Source organism: Jannaschia sp. M317, from assembly GCF_025141175.1.
GTDB lineage: Bacteria > Pseudomonadota > Alphaproteobacteria > Rhodobacterales > Rhodobacteraceae > Jannaschia.
Window position 1 is genome coordinate 407,440 of the sequence record NZ_CP081155.1, and the last position, 25,844, is coordinate 433,283.

Consider the following 25,844-nt stretch of genomic DNA (forward strand, 5'->3'; position numbering starts at 1 on the left):
AATCGCCCCGCGCGGGCGCATATAGCGCCGCAACTGAAAGGATGCCGTCATGATCGAACTCGGACAGACCCCCGCCGCCCCTGCCGCCGACCTGATCCGCGACGTGACCGAGGCCGATTTCATGGCCGAGGTCGTCGAGGTCAGCCAAACCACCCCCGTGATCGTCGATTTCTGGGCCCCCTGGTGCGGCCCCTGCAAAACGCTGGGCCCCCAGTTGGAGGCCGCCGTGACCGCCGCGGGCGGCAAGGTGCGCATGGCCAAGGTCGACGTCGACCAGAACCAGCAGATCGCCGCGCAGTTGCGCATCCAGTCGATCCCGACGGTCTATGCCTTCTGGCAGGGCCAACCGGTCGATGGCTTTCAGGGCGCGGTCAGCCAGGGCGAGGTGCAGGACTTCGTCAAACGTGTCGCCGCGCTCAACACCTCCGAGGCGGATGGCCTGGCCGAAGCCGTCGCCGCTGCCGAGGAAATGCTGGAGGCAGGGGCCGCCGTGGACGCCGCCCAGACCTTTGCCGCCATCCTCGAAGAGGAGCCGGAGAACGCCGCCGCCTATGGCGGGCTGGTCCGCGCGCATATCGCGCTTGAAGACCTGGATCAGGCCCAAGAGTTGCTGGACAACGCGCCGGACAAGATCGCCTCTGCCGCCGAGCTGGAAGCCGCGCGTGCCCAACTGGCGCTGACCCGACAGGCCGCTGATGCGGGCCCGGTTGCCGACCTGACCGCCGCGGTCGAGACCGATGCGAACGACCACAAGGCCCGCTTTGACCTGGCCGCCGCGCTTTTGGCGAATGACGACGCACAGGGTGCGGTGGATCAGTTGCTGGAGCTTTTCCGCCGCGACCGCGACTGGAACGACGGGGCCGCGCGCGCCCAGCTGTTCACGATTTTCGACGCCGCTGGGCCGCAGGATCCGCTGGCCATCGCCGGTCGGCGAAAACTGTCGTCGATGATCTTTGCCTGACGCCCTGCGCGGGCTAGGTGCCCTGTCATGATCAGACCTGCAGACCTGCCCCCGACCATCCCGGTCTTTCCCCTGCCCGGCGCGCTCCTGCTGCCTCGGGCGCGTCTGCCGCTGCACATCTTCGAGCCGCGCTACCTGCAGATGATTGATGACTGCCTGAAAACCGACCATCGCCTGATCGGCATGGTCCAGCCCCGCGCGCAGAAGGCGGGCGACGGGCGTACCCTGCAAAGCATCGGCTGTGCCGGGCGGCTGACGCAGCTGTCGGAAACCGAGGACCGGCGGTACATGATCACGCTGGCCGGTGTGTCCCGTTACCGCATCACGCGGGAGCTGTCGGGCTTTGAACCCTACCTGAAGGCCGACGTCTCGTGGGAGGGGTTCGACCGTGATCTGGGCAAACCCGAGGTGGATACCGAGTTCGACCGTCCGGCCTTTCTGGACCTGCTGGATCGGTATTTCGACGATCAGAACCTGTCGACCGACTGGGACAGCCTGAAGGATGCCGACGAGGAACTGCTGCTCAATTCCCTGTCGATGCTGTGTCCCTTCGACACCGAAGAAAAACAGGCCCTGCTAGAGGCGCCAAGCCTCAGCACCCGGCGGGAAACCGTGGTGACCTTGATGGAATTCGCCCTGCGAGGCGGCAATTCGGACGAGACGTTGCAATGACCGATCCCCAACACGATCGCCGCATGCTGGAGGCGCTGGTCTGCCCGCAGACCGGCGGCACCCTGACCTACGATGCCGAGGCGCAGGAGCTGATCTCGAAATCGGCCGGGCTGGCCTATCCGATCCGGGGCGGCATTCCGATCATGCTGATCGACGAGGCGCGCAAGCTGACCTGATGCGGGCGCAGGTCTGTTCGACGAACCAACCTGGCCCCGCCAGGATGGTTACGGGGCCATCAAACTTGGCAAATCCCCCGTCAGGCCCGCGGCTTCGCGCATGAAGGCGCGGCGCGCGGCCGGCAGGGCGGAAATCGCCCCCATCCCCAGGTCCCGCCCAAGACGCAGGATGGGGTTGTCGTTCGAAAACAACCGGTTCACCGCATCCGTCGCAAGTCCCATCGCCGTCGTGTCGAACCGGCGCCAACGTTGATACCGCGCCAGGACGGGCATCGCCCCGATATCCTCGCCGCGCCGACGCGCGTCGCGCAGCACGTCGGACAAGGCGGCGATGTCCTTGAACCCCAGGTTCAGCCCCTGACCCGCGATCGGGTGAATCCCATGCGCCGCGTCGCCCACCAGCGCCAGGCGCGGGGCGGCGAAGCTTTGCGCAAGGGTCAGCGTCAGAGGATAGGTAAAGCGCGCGCCGCCCAGACGCAGGTCGCCCAGAAACGACCCGAAACGGGGGCGCAGAATGTCGAGATACGCCGCATCCGGCAGGCCATTCACCTCGGCCGCTGTCGCCGCGTCCTCGGTCCAGACAATGCTGGAACGATCGCCCTGCAGCGGCAGGATCGCCAGCGGCCCGGGCGGCATAAAGAACTGATGCGCGATGCCGTGATGCGGCTGCTCATGCTCCACCGCGCAGACCAGCGCGGTCTGGCCATAGTCGGTGCCGTTGCGCCCGATCCCTGCCCGCCGCGCCACACCGCTGGCCCGTCCGTCACAGCCGAGCAACAGCGCCCCGGTCACGTCTCCGCCGTCGTCCAGCGTCACCGTGACACCGCCCGCCGCCACCTGCTGGCCCGTCACCGCCGTGCCAAACCGCAGGTCGACCCGGTCCGACACATCGCAAGCCGCCAGAAGCGCGGGCCGCAGGTGCCGGTCCTCGATCATCTGGCCCATGTAGGCCTCGCCGATCTCGGCGGCGTCAAAGGCCAGGTGCAACGGGGAGGCGCCCTCTCCGGCGCGGCCATCGCTGGCGCGGATGCCGGTGATCGGCTGGGCCGTCCCCTGCAACGCAGGCCAGAGGTCCAGCGCCTGCAGCATCCGAACCGACCCCAGCGCCACTGCATAGCTGCGCCCGTCGAACGCTGCCTCGTCAAAGGTGGCACGGGGCCGCGCGTCCAGAACCACGGACCGCAGCCCGATCCGGGCCAGGGCAAGCGCGGCAAGCGGCCCGTTCAGCCCACCGCCGACAATGATCACATCGGTATCCATGATGGGGATATGGGCGGCGCGCGCGCCATTGTCCAATGCCGCGCCGCACCTTAGCGTGGCCCGCGACGAAATGACGGGGGCGGCGATGCAGGACTGGCTATGGATGAGCGCGGGCGATCTGGGACGTGGCATCGCCACGGGTGACATCAACGCCGAGGCGCTCTGCGAGACCTATCTGGCCGCCATCGCCGCCAGCGACATCGGCAACCGCGTCTATGCCCGAACCACCCCCGACCGCGCCCGCGCGGAGGCGGCAGCAGCGGGCAAGCGCGCGAAGCTGGGCCTGCGACGGGGCCCCCTGGACGGCGTGCCGATCAGCTGGAAGGACCTGTTCGACAGCGCGGGCGTCGCGACCGAGGCCGGATCGGCCCTGCTACGGGGCCGGGTGCCGCAGGATGACGCGGTCGTCCTGGCAAACGCCACCCACGGCGGCGCGGTCTGCCTGGGGAAAACCCACATGAGCGAGCTGGCCTTCAGCGGGCTGGGTCTGAACCCGGTCACCGCCACCCCGCCCAATCGCCACGACGCAAATCTGTTGCCGGGCGGGTCGTCGTCCGGGGCGGCGGCGGCGGTTGCCTTTGGCCTGGCCCCGGTTGGGATCGGTTCAGACACAGGGGGCTCGGTGCGCAATCCGGCGGCCTGGAACGATCTGGTGGGGTTGAAGACGACACTGCACCGGGTGCCGGTCACCGGCAGCGTGCCCCTGGTCGCGTCGATGGATACCATTGGCCCGTTGTGCCGCACGGTAGAGGACGCAGCCCTGACGCTGGCGCTTTTGGAAGGGGGCAAGCCTGCCGACCTGCGCGGCGCGACATTGCGGGGCACGCGCCTTTTGGTTCTGGCCGACTACGCCGACAGCAGCCGGGACGCACCACGCGCTGCGTTGAAACACGCCGTCCAGCGGTTCGAGGACGCGGGCGCCACGGTCGTGCGCGACACGATCCCGGCCGTGCAGGACGCGATGGATCTGACGCCCCTGCTTTTCGCGCCCGAGGCCTATGCCACCTGGCGCGAAACCATCGAGGCCGCACCGCATCTGATGTACGACCGCATTCTGGAGCGGTTCCGCAACGGGCGCGGGGTAGATGCCGCCGATGTCCTTGCCGCGCAACGGGCCCGTGCCGCGGCGCAGGCCGCCTATTTGCGCGACACGGCGGGGTATGACGCGGTGGTGTTGCCCACCTCTGCGATTCTGCCGCCCGAGACCAAGCGCCTGCTGGAAGATGAGCCCTACTATATCTCAGAGAACCTGATGGCCCTGCGCAACACGCGGGTCGGCAATGTTCTGGGGCTTTGCGGCCTGACCCTGCCCACCGGGGTGCCGATGTGCGGGGTAATGGCCCTGGCCCCGCCCCTGCAGGAGGAGCGGTTGCTGCGGCTGGGTGCCGCGATGGAAGCGGCGCTGGCCTGAGGGCACCGACCTGGCCCGCAAGGGCGCCAAAGCCACACCCCGCTGACGCCCCTCGCCTTTTCGTTGGACCCCAGCGCGGTCGCTGCGCTATCCTGTGCCAAACGGGGCCGTCAGAGCACCCGCATGAGGCACAGGCTATGAAGACTCCGAAGCGGTTCTCCGAACTGCCCGAATACGCGTTTCCGCGCCTGCGGACGTTGCTTGGTGCGCGTGCGCCCGGCAGCAATGCGCCCGTGGAAATGACGATCGGCGACCCGCGCCACGACCCGCCCGCCTTCGTGGCCGAGGTCATCGCGGAAAACGCCGCCGGGTTCCGGGGCTATCCCCCCAATGACGGCGCGCCTGCGCTGCTCGACTCCTGCGCGCGTTGGCTGGACCGCCGCTATGGCTACGCCGCCGACCCCGCGAGTGACATCCTGGTCCTGAACGGCACGCGCGAAGGGCTCTACAATGCCTCCATGGCGCTGTGCCCCGAAGACAAGAACGGCCAGCGCCCCGCCATCCTGACGCCCAATCCGTTCTATCAGGTCTATGCGGTGGCGTCCTTGTCGGTGGGGGCCGACCCGGTCTATGTGAACGCGACCGAGGCGACGGGGCACCTGCCCGACTTCGCGGCCCTCGACCCTGCCCTGCTGGATCGTACCGCCATCGTCTATATCTGCTCGCCCGCCAACCCACAGGGGGCGACCGCGTCGATGGCCTATTGGTCGGACTTGCTGGCGTTGGCCGAAAAGCACGACTTCACGATCTTCGCCGACGAATGCTACGCCGAAATCTACCGCGACCGCCCGCCTGTGGGCGTGTTGGAGGCGGTGCGCGCAACCGGGGCCGACCCGGAGCGTGTGGTGGCCTTTCATTCCTTGTCCAAACGGTCGAACCTGGCGGGGCTGCGGTCAGGTTTCGCGGTTTCCGGACCGGGCAACATCGCGCGGATGAAACAGCTGCGCGCCTATGCCGGGGCTCCCCTGCCCCTGCCGCTGCAGATGGCGGCCGCCGCCGTATGGGACGATGAGGCCCACGTGGACGACAACCGCGCGCTTTATGCCGCGAAGTTCGACGCCGCGCGCGACATCCTGGGCGACGTGCCCGGAGTGACCATCCCAGAGGCCGGATTTTTCCTGTGGCTGCCGGTGCCAGACGCGATCGGCAACGGCGAGGCGGCGACGCTGAAGCTGTGGCAGGAGGCCGGCGTCAAGGTTCTGCCCGGTGCCTATCTGGCCCGCGACACAGAGGCCGGGAACCCCGGCGAGACCTTCGTGCGCGCCGCCCTCGTTGCGTCGCAAGACGACATCACCGCCGGGCTGACCCGCCTGCGCGACTGCATCTATCGGTAAGGAGCCCCCGGACCATGGCGTATCAGGTCAGACAGCGTGATCCCCTTCTCGACAGCTCGCTTCAGATCACTCTGGCGCGGCGCGGACGCGAGGGGCTGGGCGTGGTCATGGTGCTGCTGGGGCTGATCGTGGCCGTCATGCTGGCGACCTATCACCCGGACGATCCGAACTGGCTGGCCGCCACCGATGCCGCACCGCGCAACTGGCTGGGCGTATTCGGCGCGACCATTGCGGCGCCGCTCTATCTGATCCTTGGCTACGGGGCCTTCGGGCTGGCCGTGGGCCTGGCGGTCTGGGGCGCGCGATTCGCCGGGCACTGGGGCTCGGAACGGGCGCTGCCGCGCGCGCTGTTCGTGGCGGGCTGGGTGCTGTTGCTGTCGCTGTTCTGCACCTCGATGGTGCCGGGTCCGGGCTGGGCCCATGATTTCGGGCTGGGCGGGCTGTTCGGGGACACGTTGATGGGGGCGCTGTTGCAGGTGCTGCCGATCACGGCCAGCACCGGGTTGAAGATGCTGTCGATCCTGTTGGCGGGTGCCGTCGTGCTGAGCGGGGCCTGGGTTCTGGGGTTCACCCGCGAGGATCTGATCAAGGGCGGTGTCTTCCTGCTGAACGGGTTCGGCAATGCCTGGTATCTGGCGCGCGTTCTGACCGGCACCGCCGCACGCGGGGCCGCACGCGGCACCGCCGCGACCGCCGCCACCCTGCGCGAGCGCCGCGCCGCCAAGGCAGACGCCGCCGCCCGTGCCCCCGTGGCCCCGCCCGAAGACGACATGTTCGAAGACATGCCGCCGGAGGCCGCAGCCGCGCCACGTCGTGGCCTGCTGTCGCTGCTGCCGCTCCGGGCCGCCGCGCCCGAGGCACCGCAGCAGGATCCGCTGGTGCACGATGACCTGCCAGAGGAAGGCGACGACCGCGTCCGCGCGCGCATCGCCAGCGCCGTGCGCACCCGCGTGCGCCGCGCAAACATCGCCGAAGCATTGAAGACCCCGACCGCCACCGCCACCACGGCGCCTGCCGAACCGGTTCTCACCCGTGCCCCCGCCCCCGCAGCCACCCCGAGGGTCGAGCCCGTCCTGCGCGCAGAGCCCCCCCTGGCGGCCCCCCCTGCCCCGGCGTCGACGGCCTTTGTGCCCACCCCGCCCGAGGTAACCCCCGAGGCCGATCCCCTGATCGAACCCCCGGTGTCCCCCCCTGCGCCTGCGCCGATGACCGCCCCCGTGAGCGCGCCCAAGCCGTTGAACCGCAAGGTGGTCCAACCCCCGGCCAAACCCGCCGCGCCCAGCAAACAGGCCCGCGCCGAGGCACAGCCGACGCTTCAGTTCGAGGACCAGACCTCCGACTACGAGATGCCGCCGCTGAACCTGTTGGCGGATCCGTCTTCGGTCGAACGCCATGTCCTGTCGGACGAGGCGCTGGAAGAAAACGCCCGCATGTTGGAGGCGGTGCTCGACGACTACGGCGTCAAGGGCGAGATCATCCAGGTCCGCCCCGGCCCCGTCGTCACCATGTACGAACTGGAACCCGCACCCGGCCTCAAGGCCAGCCGTGTCATCGGTCTGGCCGACGATATCGCCCGGTCGATGTCGGCCCTGTCGGCGCGCGTCTCGACCGTGCCGGGCCGGTCCGTTATCGGGATCGAATTGCCGAACGAGCGGCGCGAAAAAGTCGTGCTGCGCGAAATCCTGTCGGCCCGCGACTTTGGCGACAGCTCTCAGGCGCTGCCGCTGGCGTTGGGCAAGGACATCGGCGGTGCCCCCATCGTCGCCAATTTGGCCAAGATGCCCCACCTTCTGATCGCGGGCACCACGGGTTCGGGTAAATCGGTGGCGATCAACACCATGATCCTGTCGCTGCTCTACAAGCTGCCGCCCGAAGACTGCCGGATGATCATGATCGACCCGAAGATGCTGGAACTCAGCGTCTATGACGGCATTCCGCACCTCTTGTCCCCCGTGGTCACCGATCCGAAAAAGGCGGTCGTCGCTTTGAAATGGGTCGTCGGCGAGATGGAGGAACGCTATCGCAAGATGTCCAAGATGGGCGTCCGCAACATCGACGGCTACAACGGCCGGGTGAAGGACGCGCTGGACAAGGGCGAGCTGTTCTCGCGGACAGTGCAGACCGGCTTCGACGACGAAACCGGGGATCCGGTCTTCGAAACCGAAGAAAGCGTGCCCGAAAAGATGCCCTACATCGTCGTCATCGTCGACGAGATGGCCGACCTGATGATGGTCGCCGGCAAAGAGATCGAGGCCTGTATCCAGCGCCTGGCACAGATGGCCCGCGCCTCGGGCATCCACCTGGTCATGGCCACGCAGCGTCCGTCCGTCGACGTCATCACAGGCACGATCAAGGCGAACTTCCCGACGCGGATTTCCTTCCACGTCACGTCGAAAATCGACAGCCGGACGATCCTGGGCGAGATGGGGGCCGAACAGCTGCTGGGCATGGGCGACATGCTGTACATGGCGGGCGGGTCCAAGATCACCCGGATCCACGGCCCCTTCTGTTCGGATGAAGAGGTCGAGGAAATCGTCAACCACCTCAAGAGCTTTGGGCCGCCGGACTATGCCGCCAGCGTGCTCGACGGCCCCTCGGACGAGGCCTCGTCGGATATCGACGCGGTGCTGGGCCTGACGGGTGGCAACACCGGCGGCGAGGATGCGCTTTACGATCAGGCGGTCGCCATCGTGGCGCAGGATCGCAAATGCTCCACCTCCTATATTCAGCGCAAACTGGGCATCGGCTACAACAAGGCCGCCCGCCTGGTGGAGCAGATGGAAGACAACGGGGCCGTCACCGCTGCCAACCACGTCGGCAAGCGCGATATCCTGCTGCCGGATCCCAACGGCTGAGTCGTACCTGCCTTCACGAAACCGTGAGGGGCGTGCACCGGGACCCTCCGCGCCATACCTTCTGGGGCACACAGCCCCCGGAGGTGCCCCCATGCCGATCATCCGCCCGTCCCGCCGCCACTTGCTGGCCACCGGTATCGCCGCCACGATCGGTTGGGCGGTTCCGGCCCGCGCAGCCGATCTGGCTCCCACGCCGACGATGCGGGGCGGGGCCAACAACTACCGTCCCGGTGCGCCGCTGGTGGACCGGATCGGTGGAGGCGGCTTTCTGATGGAGGGGCGCGTCCGCCGTGCCGGCGACGGTGCCCCCCTGACGGGACGGCGCATCCAGATCTGGGCCCATACAACCGAGGGGCATGAACGCGACGCCCGCAGCCATGGCGCGACCCTGACCGATGCCGATGGCATCTTTCGCCTCGACATGCCGCAGATCGTCCCCGCCTTTGGCCAGCCCCACGGACATCTGGCCTATGATGCCGATCACGACGACGGCGGGTTTCGCACCGTGTTCCTGCGCCCGGTGATGGACAGCGCCTCTGCCACTACATTGCGGGCCGATTTCGTTTTGGTGCCTGCCTGACGGCCCGGTCCCCATGCGCGCGGCGCTGATCTGGGCCGCGCTGGCCGCGGCCATCCTGCTGCCCCTGGCGCAGGCGGGGACAAGCCCTCTGCTGCAATGGCGGCAGCCGATCTACATCGCGGCGGGTCTGGCCGGTGTGCTGGCGCTTGGCCTGCTGCTGGTGCAGCCGCTCTTGGTGGCGGGGGCCCTGCCGGGCCTGAGCGGCCTCCGTGGCAGGCGCGTTCACCGCCTTGTCGGCGGGCTGCTGCTGCTGACAGTGGTGCTGCATGTGGGCGGGCTTTGGCTGACCAGTCCGCCGGATGTCATCGACGCCCTCCTGCTGCGGTCGCCGACGTCGTTCTCGGTCTGGGGGGTCGCCGCGCTCTGGGCGCTGATGCTCACCGCCGTGGTTGCCACGCGACGCAGGCAGATACCGCCCAGGGTCTGGCGCATGGGGCATGCGGCGCTGGCAGGCATCGCGGTCGGTGCCACGGTGATCCACGCCCTGTTGATCGAGGGCACGATGGATCTGACCGGAAAGGTCGCGCTGGGTGGCGCGGCGATTGCAGCCACCGGCTGGGCCCTTTGGCACCTGCGCAGACGGATCTGGCCGCGCGGCCGCCCTTGACGGGCACGGGCAATCAACCGATCCCCCCGTAGGGCGGGGTTCACGCCGCCCCGCGCCCTTGCGGCATGACTATCCGTCGCGGTGGGTGACCACCGTGAACCCCTCCTCCACCGTGGGTGGCGCGAAATGGGACGTGATGCGGGCGAAATCCGCATCCGTCACGACGAAGGGATGCGTGCCTGCTGCGCGCCGCGCGGCCAACCGTTCGAGGCAGGTCGCATCGCTGACATCCAGATGGTGCAGCTGATGGGGGTGATCCATGCGCGCCACCATCGTGCGCATCCAGGCCCGCTGACCCACGGTATTGGCCGGAAAGTCCAGAACCACGGATACGCCAGCGTCCAGCAGCCCCACCACATGCGGTCCCATGACCGTCTGCAGACGCGGCGAGACGCGCAGGTAGTCCGAAACGGTCGCCATCTCCGGCCCGAACAGGGTCGACAGCCAGACATCTTCGCAGACGAGGACGGTTGCCGGGGTCGCAGACAAGCGGCGCGACAGGGTGGATTTTCCGGCGGCGATCTTGCCGCACATCAGGTGCAGGGTGGGGACAGACATGGAAACCTCGGGCGGGCAGGCCGCGTGCGGATGACAGGGATGCGAAAGGACCCGGCCTGACCGATCAGGCCGGGCTGGTAATCTGCCGCATCGGGGCGGTCGTCATCGCCGTGCATTGGTCCATGCGCCGCGTTTATCAGGCAGGCGCGCCCGGTCCAAGACCTGCGACGCGCGGCGGTCCTGACTTGATGCACCTCAAGGCGCGGTGCGCGCGTTCAGGGCAAACAGAAGCCCCGACCGCCGAAGGAGAGCCCGATGAACGACATGACGCCCCTTGCCCCCGTCACCCCCGAGACAACGAAGTATCCCTATCGCAGGCGGCTGGCCCGCGCGACCTATGAGGCGGAGAAGGCCGCGTTGCAGGTGGAGCTGTTGAAGGCGCAGCATTGGGTGCAGGAGACGGGGCAAAAGATCGTCATGCTGTTCGAGGGCCGCGACGCCGCAGGCAAGGGCGGCACGATCAAGCGGTTCACCGAACATCTGAACCCCCGCGCCGCCCGCGTCGTCGCGCTGAACAAACCCACCGAGGAGGAGCGCGGGCAGTGGTTCTTCCAGCGCTACGTCAAGCATCTGCCGACGGCGGGCGAGATCGTCCTTTATGATCGCAGTTGGTACAACCGCGCGGGCGTCGAGCGGGTGATGCGATTCTGCGAGCCCACCGAATACTTGGAATTCATGCGCCAGACCCCGGAATTCGAGCGGATGCTGACACGGTCCGGCACGCGGCTTTTCAAATACTGGTTCTCGGTCACTCAGGCAGAACAGCGCAAGCGCTTCAAATCGCGGGAAACCGATCCGTTGAAGCAATGGAAGCTGTCGCCCATCGACCGCGCCAGCCTGAACAAGTGGGACGACTATACCGAGGCCAAGGAGGCGATGTTCTTCTACACCGACACCGCCGACGCGCCCTGGACGGTGATCCGGTCCGACGACAAGAAACGCGCGCGGCTGGCCTGCATGCGGCATTTCCTGTCGACCTTGGACTACCCCGGCAAGGACCTGTCTGTCGCCACCCCGCCGGACCCAAAGCTGGTGCTGCACGCGGGCCACGTGATCCACAAGTCGGATCACGTGCTGGCGGCCTCTCTGCACCCAGAGAGTTGAGCACGCCAGCGGCTGTCATCCGCCTGTCATCGCATATCTGTGGGCCTTTGGGCTGGGCCCCCTATATGACACCGACAGCATCAAGATCGGAGCCGCCATGCGCATCCTTACCCTCGCCGCCACGCTTGTGGTCCTTGCCCTACCCGTCCGCGCCGAAATCGCGGTCGGGGAGATCAGCGCCTATCTCAACGGTTTCCGCACCGCCAAGGCGGAGTTCACGCAGGTCAATTCCGACGGCTCCATCTCGACCGGGGAATTGTCGCTGCGGCGACCGGGGCGGGCACGGTTCGACTACGACGCCCCGAACAAGTCGCTCGTGATCGCGGGCGGCGGGCAGGTGGCCATCTTCGACCCGGTGTCGAACACCCCCCCGGAACAATATCCCCTGTCTCAGACGCCCCTGTCGCTGATCCTGGCGGATCAGGTTAACCTGGGCCGGTCGGGAATGGTCGTGCGGCATGGCGGCGATGCCACCCAGACAGCGATTACCCTGCAGGACCCGGAAAACCCGAACTACGGCAGCATCCAACTGGTCTTTACGCCCGCACCCATCACGTTGCGGCAATGGGTGATCACCGACGATTCCGGCGCGCAGACGACCGTGATCCTGGGCGACATGCAGCTTGATGCGTCCATCCCCGTGGGTCGTTTCAACATCCCGCAGGAAATTCAGCGGCGCGGTCTTTGATCAGGCGCGGGGCGGGCAGCAGGGGCTGCCCGCGCTGTCAGCCTGCGGCGGGCTTCACGCTGGCGGTGACGTAGTTCACGGACAGATCCCGATCCGACAGACGCCAGGTCCAGGTCACCGGGTTGAAGACGAAGCCCATCCGGTCTTCGGGCGTCATCCCGGCCTGCGCCAGCAGGTCGAACAGCTCGTCAGGTGTGATGAACTTGGACCATTCGTGCGTGCCCTTTGGCAGCCAGCGCATCACGTGTTCCGCCCCGATGATCGCCATCAGATAGGACTTCGGGTTGCGGTTGAGGGTCGAACAGACCATCAGCCCGCCGGGCCGCAGCAGCCGCTGACAGGCCGTCAGATAGGTCAGCGGGTCGGCGACGTGTTCGACCACCTCCATGTTGAGGATCGCGTCGAAGGGCGGCTCTTCGCTGTCCAGCAGGGCCTCGGCGGAGGTGTGGCGATAATCGATGTCCAGCCCGGATTGCGCGGCATGGGCCTGGGCCACCGGGATGTTGCGCCCGGCAGCATCGACACCCACCACGGTCGCGCCCAGACGGGCCATCGGCTCTGACAAGAGGCCCCCGCCGCAGCCGATGTCGAGGATGCGAAGCCCGGCAAAGGGCGCGTCCGAAGACAGGTCGCGGTCGAACTCTCCGGCGATTTGCGTGGTGATGTAATCCAACCGGCAGGGGTTGAGCATGTGCAATGGCTTGAACTTGCCGTTCGGATCCCACCATTCGGCAGCCATGGCCTGAAATTTCTCGATTTCGGCGGCGTCGATCGTCGTGGTCATCTCGCAGGTCCCCGTGGCTGTTACCCATGGTGTGTGGCGTGTCGCGGTCTATATAGGTCGGCAATGGACAGAAACACGCAGCAAAGCTCGGGCAGCGCGCTCTATCCCCCGATCGACCCCTTCGATCAGCGGATGCTGGACGTGGGCGATGGGCACAAGGTCTATGTCGAACAATGCGGCAATCCGCACGGCCTGCCGGTCGTGGTCGTGCACGGCGGCCCCGGTGGCGGCTGCAGTCCGATGATGCGGCGGTTCTTCGACCCCGCGATCTGGCGTGTCATCCTGTTCGATCAGCGCGGCTGCGGCCGGTCGCGGCCCTATGCCAGCGTGCGCGACAACACGACCTGGCACCTGGTCGCCGACATGGAGCACATCCGCGAGACGCTGGGTATCGACCGCTGGGCCGTCTTTGGCGGCAGCTGGGGGGCCACGCTGTCGCTGATCTATGCGGTCACCCATCCTGACCGCGCGGCGCATCTGTTCCTGCGCGGTGTCTTCTTGATGGAGCAGCGGGAACTGGACTGGTTCTACGGCGGCGGTGCCGGGCAATTCTGGCCCGAACAATGGGACCGGTTCTGTGCCCTGGTCCCGCAACAGGAACGTGACGACCTGATCGCGGCCTACCACCGCCGCCTGTTCGACAGCCCCGTGCATGAACAGACGCGCTTTGCCCGCGCTTGGGCGGCCTGGGAAAACGCCCTCGCCTCGGTGCGCAGCCAGGGCCAGACCGGAGAGCCGAACGGCGAATACGCCCGCGCCTTTTCCCGGCTTGAGAACCACTATTTCATCAACCACGGCTTTCTGGAGCAGGACGGCTGGATCCGCGCCAACCTGGACCGCATCCGGCACATCCCCACGGTGATCGTGCAAGGCCGCTACGACATGATCTGTCCGCCCCGGTCGGCGCAACTGTTGGCCCATGGGATGGGCAGCAGCGCGGTGCTGCACATGGTGCCCTTTGCGGGCCACGCCCTGTCGGAGCCCGGAATCGCCAGTCAGCTGGTGAAATCGGTCGACCGGGTGGCCACCGCTCAGGACGGCCTGCTCCGGTTCGAATGATCCGGGCCTTTCGGCCCTAGTTGTTGGAAACCGTGCTGGCCAGCCCGAAGGCGGATCCGATCAGACCAAAGACCGTGCGCGTCGCCACGACCGAGCTTTCGCTGGCGTAGACCAGATCGCCAGGTGCAATGCGCAGGTTGCGCGCGGCAAACAACCCGTCAGCCGTCGTCAGGTCCAACACGAAGATCACCTGCTCGTTGCGCGGACCCCGAACCCCAGCCCGCAAGGCCGACCGCGGATACTCGCGCAAGATCAGCAGGCCCTTGGGGTTCGCCCGGCTGTCATTGATCCCGCCGATGATGGAAACCGCGTCCAGAGCTGTCACAACGTCCTTGGTGAACGGATGCAGCGCCTCGGCCCCGGCTGCGCCGACGGACAGGAAATACCGCTCATCCTCTTCGACGATGACCTGGTCGCCGCCGCGCAGCAGCGTGTCGAGCTGCGGCTCTTCGTAGAGGCGATCGATGGAGGTGCCATAGATGCGCCCACCGCGTTTGAGCCGGATCTGCGGGTTGGTCAGGGCATTCGACACCCCCCCGCCCAGCGCGATCAGGCTGAGCACGGAAAGGTTGCGATCGGGCATCGGATAGCTGCCGGGCGCACCGACGCCCCCCACCAGATCGACGGAATTGGCACGCCCTTCGGTCAGCGCAAGCTGCACCTGCGCAGAGCCGGCGATGGGTTCCAGTGCCTCCTGTACGCGGACGCGTGCGCGGTCCGGCTGCATGCCGGAAATCTGGACGGCCCCAACATAGGGAACGAAGACGGTGCCACCGGGCGATACCCGCACCCCGTCCATCACAACCTGACGGCTGCCCGGCGTGGTCAGCAGGGAGTTGTCGCTGCTGTCCCAGATCGTGATCGTCACGGTATCGCCGGGTTGAATCAGCTGGCTGCGGGAACCCTGGCTGCTGCTGATCCAGCCCAGATGCTCTTCGCCGACGAGCGGCCATTGGCGGACGGTTGGCAACAGGGCGCGCGTAACGGGGTACACCGCAAAGCCGACCTGATCGGAGTCGCTTTCGGCAAGAACCTCCGATTGCATTCCGGCCCCGCGCGGCAACGTGCAAGCCACAAGCGAGAGGAGGCCCAGCACAACAGCCGAAAGGCGCAGAAATCGTCCCATAGCGTCGTCATCCCCCAATGATGCTGTAACATGCGCAAACCAAGTTGCCGGCAGGTTACATTTGAAGGCGCAGCCGTCAACCGACGCAGCAGATACAGCCATCGATCCGCGACGCCAAGACAGCGGCAAACCGCCCACAGTCGACGGTTTCGTTGCGCTGCAGCGCAGCATGCCATAAAAGAACGTGGGGCAGTGTATCTCGGGGGACGGTGTGGAGACAATTTGCGGTGACGCTGCCAACAGGTGTCGCACGCCTGCGTGTCTTTTGCGTTTGCCTGCCGTCATGTTGCCGACAGATCCAGGCGGGCACGGCCGATGCTGAAACTTCTCAATGGGCTGACCCGACGTCAGAAGTCCTCGGTCTTCTTCGCGCTCGATCTCATCATCATTTGCACGGCGCTGGCGTTTACGCTGGCGGTTCAGCCGTTGCCCGGCGACGCCCCTGATGTGCAATCCTTCCTGATCGTCGGCATCCCTTATGTCGGGCTGCTGGGTGGCGCGCTGCTGATCCTGCTTGAAATTCCGAACATGCGCCTGGCCGATTTCGACGGCCCATCCATGGGCCGGATCGCTGCGATGTCGATTTTCCTGACGGCGGCCACGACGGTCCTGACGCTCCTGCTTGGATCGTCACTGCCGATCCAGTTCCACCTGATGTTCGGCATCAGCGTGTTCATGTTCATGACGGTCACGCGGGTGATTCTGTTGCAAGTTGTCCTGGCGATCTACCGCCGGGGCGAAAAGGTCTGCCGCGTGCTGATCTACGGGGCTGGGACCACGGGGACCCAACTGGTGCAAGCGTTCCGCGCGCATCACGACATCGATCCGGTTGCCTTCGTCGACGACAACCATGCGTTGCAAGGGCTGACCATTTCCGGCCTGCCGGTCATGACCCCGGTCCGCATCCAGGAAATCGTGAAACAGCGGCGCATCGACCGCGTTCTTTTGGCCATCCCCTCACTCAGCCCGCCGGCGCAGGCACAGATCGCACGACGCCTGCAAAAAATGGGGCTGGAGGTGCAGACACTGCCCTCCTTCTCGCAGTTGATCGGGCAAGAGGCGCTGATCGACAAGCTGCAGACCGTCAATCCGCAGGCCTTTCTGAACCGCCCGGAGGTGGAAACACCACTGGGCGAGGGTACGGACAGCTACAAGGGCAAGACCGTGCTCGTGTCCGGTGCCGGTGGGTCCATCGGGTCCGAACTGTGCCGCCAGTTGCTGGAATGCCGCCCGAAAAAGCTGATCCTGTTCGAGCTGAGCGAATTTGCCCTGTTCACCGTCGAGCAGGAACTGCGGACCCTGGCGACGGATGCCGGTGTCGAGGTCTCGCTTGTCCTGGGGTCCGTCACAGACCCCCGCCAGGTGCGTCACGTGCTGGCAACCCACGGGGTGCAGGTCGTCCTGCACGCGGCGGCCTACAAACACGTATCGCTGGTGCAGCAGAACCCGCTTGCGGGGATCGCAAACAATATCCTGGGCACCCACACATTGGCCACCGCGGCTGTCGCGGCGGGGGTGGAACGGTTCACCCTGATCTCGTCGGACAAGGCTGTGCGGCCCAAGGGCGTCATGGGCGCCTCCAAAAGGTTTGCCGAAATGGTCATTCAGGACCTCGCCAGTCGGGTGCCCGATGGCGAGGGACCGGTGTTTTCGATGGTGCGCTTCGGCAATGTCCTCGGCTCTTCCGGGTCGGTCGTGCCGATTTTTCATGAACAGATCCAGAAAGGTGGGCCGGTCACGGTCACCCACCCGCACGTGAAACGGTTCTTCATGACCATCCAGGAGGCGGCGCGCCTTGTGTTGAAGGCCGGGGCCATGGCCGAAGGGGGCGAGGTCTTTCTGCTCGACATGGGCGAACCGGTCAGCATCTTCAAACTGGCGACCCAGGCGATCGAGGCGACGGGCTATTCGGTCAAATCCGAGGCCAATCCCGACGGCGACATCGAGATCAAGTTCATCGGCCTGCGCGAGGGCGAAAAGCTGGAGGAGGAGCTGTTCCTCGACGGCTCCGAGAAGCCGACGGCGCACCGCAAGATCTTCCGCGTGCGCGAACGGTCCCTGTCCGAGATTGAAATGGCGTCATCATTGCGCGGGCTCCGCTCTGCTTTGGCGTCCGGTGACAGCGATCGCGCGCTGGACATCATCGCGTCGCGGATCAGCAGCTTCAGGGCGCAGCCCCAGGAAGAACCCGAGAGCGTCACGACCCTGCACTGAGGCATCTCGCCAACGGGACGATGGGGCGCTAATCCGGTGCAACCTGAGGAGGACCCGTGCCATGACCCCCCTGTTCGACCTGCCCCCCCGCATCTGCCTGCCGGTCACCGGCAGCACCGACAGCTATCCCGTCGCGCGTATCTTCTGCGTCGGGCGCAACTATGCCGCCCATGCAGCCGAGATGGGGAACGAAGTCGATCGGGAGGCCCCGTTCTATTTCACCAAGAACCCGGTCCACGCGGTGCCCAGCGGGCAGACCCTGCCCTATCCGCCGGGCACCGAAGACTATCATCACGAGATGGAACTGGTGTTCGCCATCGGGGCCCCGGTTTTCCGGGCCACCCGATCCGAGGCGGCGGCTGCGGTCTTCGGCTATGGTTGCGGGCTGGACATGACGCGGCGGGATCTGCAGGCAGTGGCGAAATCCAAGCGACGGCCCTGGGATACCGGCAAGGATGTGGAGGGGTCAGCCATTCTGGGGCCCCTGACCCGCGCGGGCGATGTCGGCGATCTGACGGGCCGGGCAATCCGGCTGAGCGTCGGCGGCGCGTTGCGCCAGGATGCGACGCTGGACGAAATGATCCATTCGGTGCCGGACATCATCACCGATCTGTCCCGGCTCTATCACCTGCGTCCCGGTGACATCGTCATGACCGGCACCCCGGCCGGCGTCGGACCGGTTGCACCTGGCGACCGGCTTGTCGGCACCATCGAGGGGCTGGCAGAGGTGACCGTGACCTTCGCGGACCCCGAATAGCCAATCACCGTCAGACGGTCTGGATCACCGCATTCGCCGCCTGAAGCGGGGCCGCGAGAAACGTCGCCCAAAGCACCACCGCCACAAGGGCGAGGCGCAGGCCTTTGCCTGGAATTGCCATATCACTGCTCCTGCAGGCCAAATGGCCTGTCGCTGCCTCTGTCCGGCCCCTCTGCGGGGGCTCTGGCCCCACTGTGACCCAGGCGGTCCGGTCCGCCAAGACCCTTGTGACCGACCAGGCACGCTTTCTCCGCGGCAGGACATTTTCCAATGGCGGGACGCGGGGGCATTTCCATGGGGCACGGCGCGGGTTACCCCTTTGACAAGACAGACAGACGGGAGAACGATCGGCATGGGATATCTGCACGAAGGCGGCGCGGCATGAAGATCCTTATGGTTCATCAGAACATGCCCGGCCAGTACCGCGAGATGCTTGACTGGCTGATCGCGCAGGGCACCCATGACCTGGTCTTTCTGACCCAGCGGCAGAACTATCCGGACAAGCCCGGCGTCCAGAAGATCGTCTATCGCCCCCACGCAGGCCCCGCCAAGGACGCCTATGGCCTGTCCCGCGTCTGGGAAGAGGCTGCGGGCATGGGTTATGGGGCGGCCCTGGCTGCGAGAAAACTGAAAGAGGCGGGTTTCACCCCCGATATCATTCTGGGCCACACCGGCTGGGGCGAATTGATGTTTATGAAACACATCTACCCCGACGTGCCGATCCTGGGCTTTTTCGAGTATTTCTACCTCGCCAAGGGCGGCCCCGTCGGGTTCGAGCCGGAGGATGAGGTTTCCGACACGGTGCCGTTCCTGCTGCAGGCGCGGAACACGGTGCCCTTTACCAATCTGCATGTGATCGACCAGGGCATTGCCCCCACGCGTTGGCAAAGGGACTGCTTTCCCGCGGCCTTCCATGACAAGTTGTATGTCTGTCACGACGGCATCCGCACCGACAAGCTGCGCCCCGATCCCGATGTGACGCTGAACCTGGGTCGGGCCGGTCAGGTCAGTCGCAAGGATGAAATCATCACCTATGTCGCCCGTAACCTGGAACGGACGCGCGGTTACCATGTTCTGATGCGCGCCCTGCCAGAGATCCAGGCCGCGCGCCCCAACGCGCGTATTCTGATCGTGGGCGGCAACGACACCTCTTACGGCAAGAAGAGCGAGGCAGCAGGCGGCCTGCGCGCCGAGATGGAAGCAGAGGTAGGGTCGCGCATCGATTGGAGCCGGACACATATGCTGGGCCAGGTCCCCTACGAGGATTTCCAGAAGATCGTGCAGATCAGCCGGTGTCACATCTATCTGACCATGCCGTTTGTCCTGTCCTGGTCGCTGTTGGAAAGCATGGCGATGGAGGCCACCATCGTCGCCTCCGACGTGGCCCCCGTGCGCGAGGCGATCACCCATGGCGAAACCGGCCTGCTGGCGGACTTCCTGCGCCCTGCGGACCTGGCGGAAAAGGTGATCTCGGTTCTGAGCGATCCGGCAAGATATGCCCACATGGGGCCCGCGGCGCGCAAGCACGTGGTCGAAACCTACGACTTCCTGAACGTCTGCCTGCCGCAGCACATCGACCAGATCAACGCGTTGGTGCCCGAAGACGTGCGGATCAAGCTGTAGTTGCACGGGCGCGCCGCGCGTCCTATCTGCGAAGGCGATGACCGACGCATTGGAAACCGGCCGAGAGGTCCTGCGCACCGAGGCCGCCGCCCTGCAGGCGCTGTCCGAGGCGATGCCCGCCGACTTCGACGCGACCGTGTCGCTGATCGCCGCCGCACCGGGGCGGGTGATCGTCACCGGTATCGGCAAATCGGGCCATATCGCACGCAAGATCGCGGCGACGCTGGCCTCTACGGGCACGCCCGCGCTGTTTGTGCACCCCGCCGAGGCAAGCCATGGCGACATGGGGATGATCGGGCGCGACGATGTCGTGCTGATGCTGTCTAATTCCGGCGAAGCGGCAGAACTGCGCGACATGATCGAACACACGCGCCGGTTCTCGGTGCCGCTGGTGGGGTTGTCGTCGCGCCCCGAATCGACCCTGATGCAGGCCGCCGATTATCGCCTGACCATTCCTGCCCTGCCCGAGGCCTGCGGCATCGGCATGGTGCCCACCACCTCGACCACGCTGACGCTGGGATTGGGCGATGCCCTGGCCGTCGCCCTTTTGCGGCAAAAGAATTTCCGCGCCGAAGATTTCAGTGTCTTCCACCCCGGCGGCAAGCTGGGGGCCAAGATGGCGCGCGTGTCCAGGCTGATGCATACCGATGTGCCGTCTGTCGGCCCCGAGGCGCAGATGTCGGACGTGCTGCTGACCATGACCTCGGCCGGGCTTGGCATTGCCGCGGTGGTTCAGGACGGGGCGCTGGCAGGTGTGATCACCGACGGCGACCTGCGCCGCAACATGTCGGGCCTGTTGGATCGACAGGCCGCCGATGTCGCCACACGCGATCCCCTGACCGTGCCCGCCGATATGCTGGCGGCACAGGCACTGGCCCTTCTCAATGAACGGAAACTCAACGTGTTGATTGTCTGCGACGGAAAAACACCGGTCGGTGTCCTGCATATCCACGACCTGTTGCGGGCGGGTGTGGCATGAAGACCGCGATCCTGATCCCCGCGCGCTATGCCTCGACCCGCTATCCGGGCAAGCCTCTGGCTGAGCTGCGGCAAAAGGACGGGACGACCAAGACCCTGATCCAGATGACCTGGGAGGCGGCGCAGCAGGTCGCCGGCGACCACGCGATCCATGTCGCGACCGATGACGCCCGCATCCGCGACACGGCCGAGGGATTCGGGGCCTCCGTGCTGATGACCTCTTCCGAGGCGCGCAACGGGACCGAGCGCTGCGCCGAGGCGTTGGACCAGGTCGAGGCCGATCTGATCGTGAACCTGCAGGGCGATGCGCCGTTGACCCCGCCCTGGTTCGTCGAGGCCCTGATCGACCGGATGGCCCAGGATGCCACCGCGCAGGTCGCCACCCCGGTTCTGCGCTGTGACCGTCAAACCTATGAGATGTTCACCGAGGACCGCCGCAATGGTCGCGTGGGCGGCACCACCGCCGTCTTTGACCGCAACCTGCACGGGCTCTACTTCTCCAAGGAGGTGATCCCCTACATCGATCCCGGCAAGCTGCCCGATCCGATCCCGGTGTTTCACCATGTGGGCGTCTATGCCTACCGCCCCGATGCCCTGCGCGCCTATACCACCTGGCCCGAAGGCACGCTGGAGCGGCGCGAGGGGCTGGAGCAACTGCGATTTCTGGAGAACGGCCATACCGTCGCCTGTGTCGAGGTCGACGCGCGCGGGCGGCTGTTCTGGGAACTGAACAACCCCGCCGATGTCGCCCGTATCGAATCCGTCCTAGGAGCCTGAGACATGGACCCAATCAAATCCAAGGTCATCGACGTCTCCGGCATTCCGGTCGGCGGATCGGAACCCTTCATGCTGATCACCGGGCCCTGCCAGTTGGAAAGCCTGGACCACGCCCGCATGATGGCCGAACGCATTGCCGAAGCCTGCGCGCCCACCGGCACACGGTTCGTCTTCAAGGCCAGCTACGACAAGGCCAACCGGTCGTCGCTGGGCACCGAGCGGGGGCTCGGCATGGACGAGGGGCTGCGGATCCTGGGACAGATCCGCGAGGAGTTCGGCTGTCCGGTTCTGACCGACGTGCATGAGCCGGGGCATTGCGCGCCCGCCGGCGAAGTCTGCGACGTGCTGCAAATCCCCGCCTTTCTGTCGCGTCAGACCGACCTCCTGCTGGCCGCCGGGCACACGGGCCGTGCGATCAATATCAAGAAGGGGCAGTTCCTCGCCCCCTGGGACATGCCCAACGTCGCGGCCAAGGTCGCCAGCACCGGCAACGACAAGATCATGCTGTGCGATCGGGGCACATCCTTTGGCTACAATACCCTGGTCAGCGATTTTCGCGGCCTGCCCACGATGGAGGCGACGGGCTATCCGGTCGTCTTTGACGCGACGCATTCCGTGCAACAGCCGGGCGGACAAGGTGGCAGCAGCGGAGGGCAGCGCGAATTTGCCCCGGTGCTGGCCCGCGCCGCCTGCGCGGTGGGCATCAGCGCGCTGTTCATCGAGACGCACGAAGACCCGGACCGTGCCCCGTCCGACGGGCCCAACATGATCCCGGTGGACCGCATGGCCGACCTGATCGCCGAGTTGCGCGCATTCGACGACCTGCGCAAGGCACACTGACAACAGCCGTCTTTTCCTGGCGGTAGACCTATCAATGGAACCGGCGGAAATGCAGGCGCGTTTCCCTGGTCGTTGATGCGAGGCGCAGATGTTCGATTGGATTACCAGCCTGATGGCCGCCGGCGGCTACCTCGGCCTTGCGTTCTTGATGGTGATCGAGAACGTCTTTCCACCCATCCCATCCGAGGTGGTCATGTCCCTGGCCGGATTCCTCGCCGCCGAGGGGAAATTCTCCCTGACGCTGGTGGTCATCGTGGGGACCTTTGCGTCCGTCGTGGGCGCGACGTTCTGGTATTACATCGGCGTCTGGCTAGGACAGGACCGTTTGCGCCGCCTGGCCGACCGTCATGGACGATGGCTGACGATATCGGCGCATGATGTGGATGCGACCGCTGACTGGTTCGACCGCTTCGGCCCGGCCGCGGTCTTTGTTGGGCGGTTCCTGCCGGGGTTCCGGACGCTGATTTCGGTGCCGGCCGGGGTCGCGGGAATGCCCCTGGGGCAGTTCCTGCTGTATTCCACGCTGGGCACCGTCATCTGGATCGGCGGCTTGGCCATCGCGGGCTATGCCTTGCAATCGCAATACGACCGCATTCAGGACTGGCTGGACCCGCTGGGCTGGATCACCCTTGCCGTCGTGCTGGCCGCCTATCTGCGGCGCGTCTGGCGGCAGCGCTAGCGCGGCATCGGGTTGGTCGCGGCCTTGTAGGCGGACCAGTCGGCAATATCGGGATAGTACCGCTCGCGCCAGGCGCGCACGCGCGGGTTCATGACCCGCCGCCACAGCGGCGGGATCATCGCCGCAGCCGTCATCACCGGATAGCTCAGCGGCAATTGCGGGGCCTCCTCCGGGCTGTAGGTCTGCAACAGCGGAAAGGGCCGGTCCGGCTTGTAATGGTGGTCGGAATGCCGCTGCAGGTTGATCAACAGCCAGCTGGACGCACGATGCGCGTCGTTCCAGGAATGATGCGGGCGCACGGGTTCGTATTTTCCCCCACCCAGGTGGCGACGCGTCAGCCCATAGTGTTCGACATAATTCACCAGCTCCAGCTGCCAGATCGCGGTGCCCACCTGCACAAGGAACAGCCCCAGCCCCAGCCAGCCGCCCAGCCCGAAGGCCAGGATCAGCATGCCCGCTTGCAGCGCCCAATAGCGCCAGAAAGGGTTGGACCGGTGCCATCGGCCCAGCCCCTTGCGCGCCAACATGGCGGCCTCGGCGTTCCAGGCGGAGATCCAGCATTGCCGCAACACACGCGGGTAGAAGCGGTGGAATCCCTCGTTGTAGCGCGCCGTGACCGGGTCGCCGGGCGTCCCGACATAGCGGTGATGCACCAGCAGATGTTCCGAGCGGAAGTGTGAATAGAGCACCATCGCCAACAGAATATCGCCCATCCAGCGATCCAGCCTGGGCCGCTGATGCGCCAGTTCATGCGCATAATTGATGCCGATGGTCCCACAGATCACGCCAACCCCGAAGAACAGCCCCAGCAGTTCCCAGCCATTCAGGTGGTCGGCGCGCGTCGCGTACCAGATCAACCCGAACAGCAGCGTGAACTGAACCGGCGCCCAGATCAGCGTGATGGCGCGATACCACCCCAGGCCCGACCGCTCCATCAAGGGATCGGCGTTGCCTTCCTCCAACCCGGTCAGCGCATCCAGAACGGACGACGCGCCCCAGGCATAGACCGGCACGGCGAGGACCCACCAACCGCCCGTCAGCGCCCCCAACCAGGCCACGGGCACCATGGTCAGCGACACCCAAAAGGGCAAGGCGCGCAGCGGGTTGCGGATCTTTGCGTCTGGCAGGGTGTGAATGGCCATGGAAACCTCAAAAACCTCGGCTGATTCTAACAGCGTAAGACAGACCGCCTCAACGTTTGTCCCCGGGACGTTGCGTCACCAGGTCATGGGCCTTGCGGAAAACCGTCGGCAGGCTGTCCGGTGTCAATGGGGCGAAACCGCCGCGTGTCGGATTGGCCCTTGTCCGGGCAGTCAGGACGCGCAGGATCAGGTGGAAATGTGTGAAGGTGTGCTTGACCGCGCCCGCATCCTGCCAATCCGCCGAAAGCGGCGCGTCTTCGCCGGGCGTCTCGGCCCAGTCGGTCGTGGGGAACGCCAGCATTCCGCCCAGCAGCCCCTTTTCGGGCCGTTGTTCCAACAACCAATCATCCCCGCGCCGCGCCAGATAGACGGTGCCGTAACGGGTGGGTTTTGGTTTTTTCGGTGCCTTGCGCGGCAAGGTTTCGGCGATGCCCGCCGCATGGGCCGCGCAGGCCTCTGACCAGGGGCACAGCAGACAGGACGGTTTGCGCGGGGTACAGATCGTGGCCCCCAGATCCATCACCGCCTGCGCATAATCGCCGGGGCGGTCGGCGGGGGTCAGCACCTGGGCCGCCGCGCGGATGTCGGGCCTGGACGCCGGGAGAGGGGCCTCGATCCGGCGCAGGCGGGACATCACCCGCTCCACGTTGCCATCGACGACGGCAACGGGTTCATCAAAAGCAATCGAAGCCACGGCCGCAGCCGTATAGGGACCGACGCCGGGCAGGGTCAGCAACTCTGCCTCGGTCTCGGGGAACCGTCCCCCCCGCTGCGCCACCACGACGCGGGCGCATTTCAGCAGGTTCCGGGCGCGGGCGTAGTACCCCAGACCGGCCCATTCCCCCATCACATCTGCGTCATCGGCGGCGGCTAGATCGGCGACCGTCGGCCAACGTTCGGTGAAGCGCAGGAAATAGGCGCGCACGGCGGCGACGGTCGTCTGTTGCAGCATGATTTCGGACAGCCAGACGCGGTAAGGATCCGGGCGGTGCCCTGCGGCGCGATCCGCCGGCCCCACGCGCCAGGGCATCTGACGCGCCTGTGCGTCGTACCAGGTCAACAGGCTTGTCGCCAATTCGTCACGCATCCGTGATAGCCCCGCTGTTCCCCGTCCCCCCACATGATGTAGGCTGCCCCCCGGACAGGAGGAAGCCCCGAGATGGCAAAGTTCCGCAAAGGCCCCCGGCGCGTCTCCGCGCTTGTCGACCGCGATATCAAGCGGTTGAGCGAAAAGCGTGGCTTTGCCGAATCCCGCCTGCTGACCCATTGGTCGGAAATCGCGGGGGCCGAGACGGCCGCGTTGTGCCAGCCGGTCAAGGTGGGCTTTCCCCGCAATGGCTTTGGCGCCGTGCTGACCTTGCTGACGACGGGGGCCCATGCCCCGATGCTGCAGATGCAGTTGCCCAAGCTGCGGGAACGGGTAAATGCCTGTTACGGCTACAACGCCATCAGCCGGATCACCCTGACCCAAACCGCCCCCACCGGTTTTGCCGAAGGGCAGGCCGCCTTTACCGCGCAGCCGACCAAACGCGCCGCCCCCAAACCCGAAGTCGTAGCCGAAGCGCGGCAGACAGCCGCGGGCGTATCCGATGACGGGCTTCGGTCATCGCTTGAACGGCTGGCGGCAAACATCATATCGAAACAACGAATTTGACCCTG

The 25,844-nt window shown here is 66.2% G+C and carries 25 protein-coding genes; 19 read left to right on the top strand and 6 right to left on the bottom strand.

The window, feature by feature from the left end:
• The first annotated feature begins 49 nt into the window (after positions 1 to 49).
• Genes K3551_RS02180 through K3551_RS02190 form a run of 3 tightly spaced genes read left to right on the top strand, consistent with a single transcriptional unit; the run spans position 50 to position 1,809 of the window.
• Positions 50 to 961 (top strand): tetratricopeptide repeat protein, encoded by a 912-nt coding sequence (locus K3551_RS02180; protein WP_259917304.1) that lies wholly within the window; start codon positions 50 to 52, stop codon positions 959 to 961.
• Positions 962 to 988: 27 nt separating this feature from the next.
• On the top strand, positions 989 to 1,633 hold the full coding sequence (locus K3551_RS02185) for an LON peptidase substrate-binding domain-containing protein (protein WP_259917306.1): 645 nt from the start codon (positions 989 to 991) through the stop codon (positions 1,631 to 1,633).
• Positions 1,630 to 1,809, top strand: a complete 180-nt coding sequence (locus tag K3551_RS02190; protein ID WP_259917308.1) for a Trm112 family protein — start codon at positions 1,630 to 1,632, stop codon at positions 1,807 to 1,809. The genes K3551_RS02185 and K3551_RS02190 overlap by 4 nt, the downstream gene beginning before the upstream one ends.
• 48 nt (positions 1,810 to 1,857) lie before the next feature.
• On the opposite strand, the gene K3551_RS02195 is transcribed toward K3551_RS02190, so the two are convergent.
• Positions 1,858 to 3,069 (bottom strand): UbiH/UbiF/VisC/COQ6 family ubiquinone biosynthesis hydroxylase, encoded by a 1,212-nt coding sequence (locus K3551_RS02195; RefSeq protein WP_259917310.1) that lies wholly within the window; start codon positions 3,067 to 3,069, stop codon positions 1,858 to 1,860.
• Between the two features lie 85 nt (positions 3,070 to 3,154).
• Between K3551_RS02195 and K3551_RS02200 the strand changes: the two genes are divergently transcribed.
• The 5 genes from K3551_RS02200 (at position 3,155) to K3551_RS02220 (ending at position 9,856) form a co-directional block, all read left to right on the top strand.
• The gene (locus K3551_RS02200; RefSeq protein ID WP_259919416.1) at positions 3,155 to 4,480 is read left to right on the top strand and encodes an amidase; all 1,326 of its coding nucleotides are present in this window, start codon (positions 3,155 to 3,157) and stop codon (positions 4,478 to 4,480) included.
• 137 nt (positions 4,481 to 4,617) lie between these two features.
• Complete coding sequence (locus K3551_RS02205; RefSeq protein ID WP_259917311.1) at positions 4,618 to 5,814, top strand: aminotransferase class I/II-fold pyridoxal phosphate-dependent enzyme; 1,197 nt, start codon at positions 4,618 to 4,620, stop codon at positions 5,812 to 5,814.
• Positions 5,815 to 5,828: 14 nt separating this feature from the next.
• Positions 5,829 to 8,669, top strand: a complete 2,841-nt coding sequence (locus tag K3551_RS02210) for a DNA translocase FtsK (protein ID WP_259917312.1) — start codon at positions 5,829 to 5,831, stop codon at positions 8,667 to 8,669.
• Between the two features lie 91 nt (positions 8,670 to 8,760).
• On the top strand, positions 8,761 to 9,249 hold the full coding sequence (locus K3551_RS02215; RefSeq protein WP_259917314.1) for a twin-arginine translocation pathway signal: 489 nt from the start codon (positions 8,761 to 8,763) through the stop codon (positions 9,247 to 9,249).
• Positions 9,250 to 9,262: 13 nt separating this feature from the next.
• On the top strand, positions 9,263 to 9,856 hold the full coding sequence (locus K3551_RS02220) for a ferric reductase-like transmembrane domain-containing protein (protein ID WP_259917316.1): 594 nt from the start codon (positions 9,263 to 9,265) through the stop codon (positions 9,854 to 9,856).
• Between the two features lie 69 nt (positions 9,857 to 9,925).
• Here the strand turns inward: K3551_RS02220 and K3551_RS02225 are convergent, their stop codons facing one another.
• Positions 9,926 to 10,414, bottom strand: a complete 489-nt coding sequence (locus tag K3551_RS02225; protein WP_259917318.1) for an ATP-binding protein — start codon at positions 10,412 to 10,414, stop codon at positions 9,926 to 9,928.
• A 255-nt stretch (positions 10,415 to 10,669) separates the two neighbouring features.
• Here K3551_RS02225 and ppk2 point away from each other — a divergent pair, with 255 nt between their 5' ends.
• Both ppk2 and K3551_RS02235 read left to right on the top strand, forming a co-directional pair.
• Positions 10,670 to 11,518, top strand: a complete 849-nt coding sequence (gene ppk2, locus K3551_RS02230; RefSeq protein ID WP_259917319.1) for a polyphosphate kinase 2 — start codon at positions 10,670 to 10,672, stop codon at positions 11,516 to 11,518.
• 97 nt (positions 11,519 to 11,615) lie between these two features.
• Positions 11,616 to 12,206, top strand: a complete 591-nt coding sequence (locus K3551_RS02235) for an outer membrane lipoprotein carrier protein LolA (RefSeq protein ID WP_259917321.1) — start codon at positions 11,616 to 11,618, stop codon at positions 12,204 to 12,206.
• A 37-nt stretch (positions 12,207 to 12,243) separates the two neighbouring features.
• Here the strand turns inward: K3551_RS02235 and ubiG are convergent, their stop codons facing one another.
• Positions 12,244 to 12,990, bottom strand: a complete 747-nt coding sequence (ubiG, locus tag K3551_RS02240; protein WP_259917323.1) for a bifunctional 2-polyprenyl-6-hydroxyphenol methylase/3-demethylubiquinol 3-O-methyltransferase UbiG — start codon at positions 12,988 to 12,990, stop codon at positions 12,244 to 12,246.
• Positions 12,991 to 13,053: 63 nt separating this feature from the next.
• On the opposite strand from ubiG, the gene pip reads away from it, so the two are divergent.
• Positions 13,054 to 14,049 (top strand): prolyl aminopeptidase, encoded by a 996-nt coding sequence (gene pip / locus K3551_RS02245; protein WP_259917325.1) that lies wholly within the window; start codon positions 13,054 to 13,056, stop codon positions 14,047 to 14,049.
• Between the two features lie 16 nt (positions 14,050 to 14,065).
• Here the strand turns inward: pip and K3551_RS02250 are convergent, their stop codons facing one another.
• Positions 14,066 to 15,175 carry a polysaccharide biosynthesis/export family protein gene (locus K3551_RS02250; protein WP_259917327.1) on the bottom strand — a complete coding sequence of 370 codons (1,110 nt, stop codon included), beginning with the start codon at positions 15,173 to 15,175 and terminating at the stop codon, positions 14,066 to 14,068.
• A gap of 315 nt (positions 15,176 to 15,490) precedes the next feature.
• Between K3551_RS02250 and K3551_RS02255 the strand changes: the two genes are divergently transcribed.
• From K3551_RS02255 to K3551_RS02285, 7 genes are all read left to right on the top strand, one after another.
• A complete protein-coding gene (locus K3551_RS02255; RefSeq protein WP_259917329.1) occupies positions 15,491 to 17,389 on the top strand; it encodes a nucleoside-diphosphate sugar epimerase/dehydratase in 1,899 nt (632 codons plus the stop codon).
• Positions 17,390 to 17,450: 61 nt separating this feature from the next.
• On the top strand, positions 17,451 to 18,146 hold the full coding sequence (locus K3551_RS02260; protein ID WP_259917331.1) for a fumarylacetoacetate hydrolase family protein: 696 nt from the start codon (positions 17,451 to 17,453) through the stop codon (positions 18,144 to 18,146).
• A 381-nt stretch (positions 18,147 to 18,527) separates the two neighbouring features.
• On the top strand, positions 18,528 to 19,769 hold the full coding sequence (locus K3551_RS02265; protein ID WP_259917333.1) for a glycosyltransferase family 4 protein: 1,242 nt from the start codon (positions 18,528 to 18,530) through the stop codon (positions 19,767 to 19,769).
• A gap of 37 nt (positions 19,770 to 19,806) precedes the next feature.
• Entirely contained in the window at positions 19,807 to 20,748 is a 942-nt protein-coding gene (locus tag K3551_RS02270) for an SIS domain-containing protein (RefSeq protein WP_259917335.1), read from the top strand.
• Positions 20,745 to 21,524, top strand: coding sequence for a 3-deoxy-manno-octulosonate cytidylyltransferase (locus K3551_RS02275; protein ID WP_259917337.1), 780 nt, complete (start codon positions 20,745 to 20,747; stop codon positions 21,522 to 21,524). The genes K3551_RS02270 and K3551_RS02275 overlap by 4 nt, the downstream gene beginning before the upstream one ends.
• Before the next feature lie 3 nt (positions 21,525 to 21,527).
• Positions 21,528 to 22,364: a 3-deoxy-8-phosphooctulonate synthase gene (gene kdsA / locus K3551_RS02280; RefSeq protein ID WP_409197397.1), complete on the top strand. Its 837-nt coding sequence runs from the start codon at positions 21,528 to 21,530 to the stop codon at positions 22,362 to 22,364.
• Positions 22,365 to 22,452: 88 nt separating this feature from the next.
• Positions 22,453 to 23,043 (top strand): DedA family protein, encoded by a 591-nt coding sequence (locus K3551_RS02285; protein ID WP_259917340.1) that lies wholly within the window; start codon positions 22,453 to 22,455, stop codon positions 23,041 to 23,043.
• Here K3551_RS02285 and K3551_RS02290 read toward each other — a convergent pair.
• Complete coding sequence (locus K3551_RS02290) at positions 23,040 to 24,185, bottom strand: alkane 1-monooxygenase (RefSeq protein WP_259917342.1); 1,146 nt, start codon at positions 24,183 to 24,185, stop codon at positions 23,040 to 23,042. The two genes, K3551_RS02285 and K3551_RS02290, sit on opposite strands and share 4 nt — an antisense overlap.
• A 49-nt stretch (positions 24,186 to 24,234) precedes the next feature.
• Positions 24,235 to 25,272, bottom strand: coding sequence for an A/G-specific adenine glycosylase (mutY, locus tag K3551_RS02295; protein ID WP_259917344.1), 1,038 nt, complete (start codon positions 25,270 to 25,272; stop codon positions 24,235 to 24,237).
• A gap of 72 nt (positions 25,273 to 25,344) precedes the next feature.
• Here mutY and K3551_RS02300 point away from each other — a divergent pair, with 72 nt between their 5' ends.
• On the top strand, positions 25,345 to 25,839 hold the full coding sequence (locus tag K3551_RS02300; protein WP_259917346.1) for a DUF721 domain-containing protein: 495 nt from the start codon (positions 25,345 to 25,347) through the stop codon (positions 25,837 to 25,839).
• The last annotated feature ends 5 nt before the right edge of the window (positions 25,840 to 25,844 follow it).

Excerpts from the sequence above, each read along its gene's own strand:
- K3551_RS02195 (WP_259917310.1), bottom strand. The coding sequence starts at position 3,069 with ATGGATACCGATGTGATCATTGTCGGCGGTGGGCTGAACGGGCCGCTT.
- K3551_RS02205 (WP_259917311.1), top strand. The coding sequence starts at position 4,618 with ATGAAGACTCCGAAGCGGTTCTCCGAACTGCCCGAATACGCGTTTCCG.
- K3551_RS02285 (WP_259917340.1), top strand. The coding sequence starts at position 22,453 with ATGTTCGATTGGATTACCAGCCTGATGGCCGCCGGCGGCTACCTCGGC.
- K3551_RS02265 (WP_259917333.1), top strand. The coding sequence starts at position 18,528 with ATGAAGATCCTTATGGTTCATCAGAACATGCCCGGCCAGTACCGCGAG.
- K3551_RS02190 (WP_259917308.1), top strand. The coding sequence starts at position 1,630 with ATGACCGATCCCCAACACGATCGCCGCATGCTGGAGGCGCTGGTCTGC.
- K3551_RS02250 (WP_259917327.1), bottom strand. The coding sequence starts at position 15,175 with ATGGGACGATTTCTGCGCCTTTCGGCTGTTGTGCTGGGCCTCCTCTCG.
- pip (WP_259917325.1), top strand. The coding sequence starts at position 13,054 with ATGGACAGAAACACGCAGCAAAGCTCGGGCAGCGCGCTCTATCCCCCG.
- K3551_RS02300 (WP_259917346.1), top strand. The coding sequence starts at position 25,345 with ATGGCAAAGTTCCGCAAAGGCCCCCGGCGCGTCTCCGCGCTTGTCGAC.
- K3551_RS02275 (WP_259917337.1), top strand. The coding sequence starts at position 20,745 with ATGAAGACCGCGATCCTGATCCCCGCGCGCTATGCCTCGACCCGCTAT.
- K3551_RS02220 (WP_259917316.1), top strand. The coding sequence starts at position 9,263 with ATGCGCGCGGCGCTGATCTGGGCCGCGCTGGCCGCGGCCATCCTGCTG.
- K3551_RS02185 (WP_259917306.1), top strand. The coding sequence starts at position 989 with ATGATCAGACCTGCAGACCTGCCCCCGACCATCCCGGTCTTTCCCCTG.
- K3551_RS02235 (WP_259917321.1), top strand. The coding sequence starts at position 11,616 with ATGCGCATCCTTACCCTCGCCGCCACGCTTGTGGTCCTTGCCCTACCC.
- K3551_RS02225 (WP_259917318.1), bottom strand. The coding sequence starts at position 10,414 with ATGTCTGTCCCCACCCTGCACCTGATGTGCGGCAAGATCGCCGCCGGA.
- K3551_RS02215 (WP_259917314.1), top strand. The coding sequence starts at position 8,761 with ATGCCGATCATCCGCCCGTCCCGCCGCCACTTGCTGGCCACCGGTATC.
- ubiG (WP_259917323.1), bottom strand. The coding sequence starts at position 12,990 with ATGACCACGACGATCGACGCCGCCGAAATCGAGAAATTTCAGGCCATG.
- ppk2 (WP_259917319.1), top strand. The coding sequence starts at position 10,670 with ATGAACGACATGACGCCCCTTGCCCCCGTCACCCCCGAGACAACGAAG.
- K3551_RS02210 (WP_259917312.1), top strand. The coding sequence starts at position 5,829 with ATGGCGTATCAGGTCAGACAGCGTGATCCCCTTCTCGACAGCTCGCTT.
- K3551_RS02255 (WP_259917329.1), top strand. The coding sequence starts at position 15,491 with ATGCTGAAACTTCTCAATGGGCTGACCCGACGTCAGAAGTCCTCGGTC.
- mutY (WP_259917344.1), bottom strand. The coding sequence starts at position 25,272 with ATGCGTGACGAATTGGCGACAAGCCTGTTGACCTGGTACGACGCACAG.
- K3551_RS02290 (WP_259917342.1), bottom strand. The coding sequence starts at position 24,185 with ATGGCCATTCACACCCTGCCAGACGCAAAGATCCGCAACCCGCTGCGC.
- K3551_RS02260 (WP_259917331.1), top strand. The coding sequence starts at position 17,451 with ATGACCCCCCTGTTCGACCTGCCCCCCCGCATCTGCCTGCCGGTCACC.
- K3551_RS02180 (WP_259917304.1), top strand. The coding sequence starts at position 50 with ATGATCGAACTCGGACAGACCCCCGCCGCCCCTGCCGCCGACCTGATC.
- K3551_RS02270 (WP_259917335.1), top strand. The coding sequence starts at position 19,807 with ATGACCGACGCATTGGAAACCGGCCGAGAGGTCCTGCGCACCGAGGCC.
- K3551_RS02200 (WP_259919416.1), top strand. The coding sequence starts at position 3,155 with ATGCAGGACTGGCTATGGATGAGCGCGGGCGATCTGGGACGTGGCATC.
- kdsA (WP_409197397.1), top strand. The coding sequence starts at position 21,528 with ATGGACCCAATCAAATCCAAGGTCATCGACGTCTCCGGCATTCCGGTC.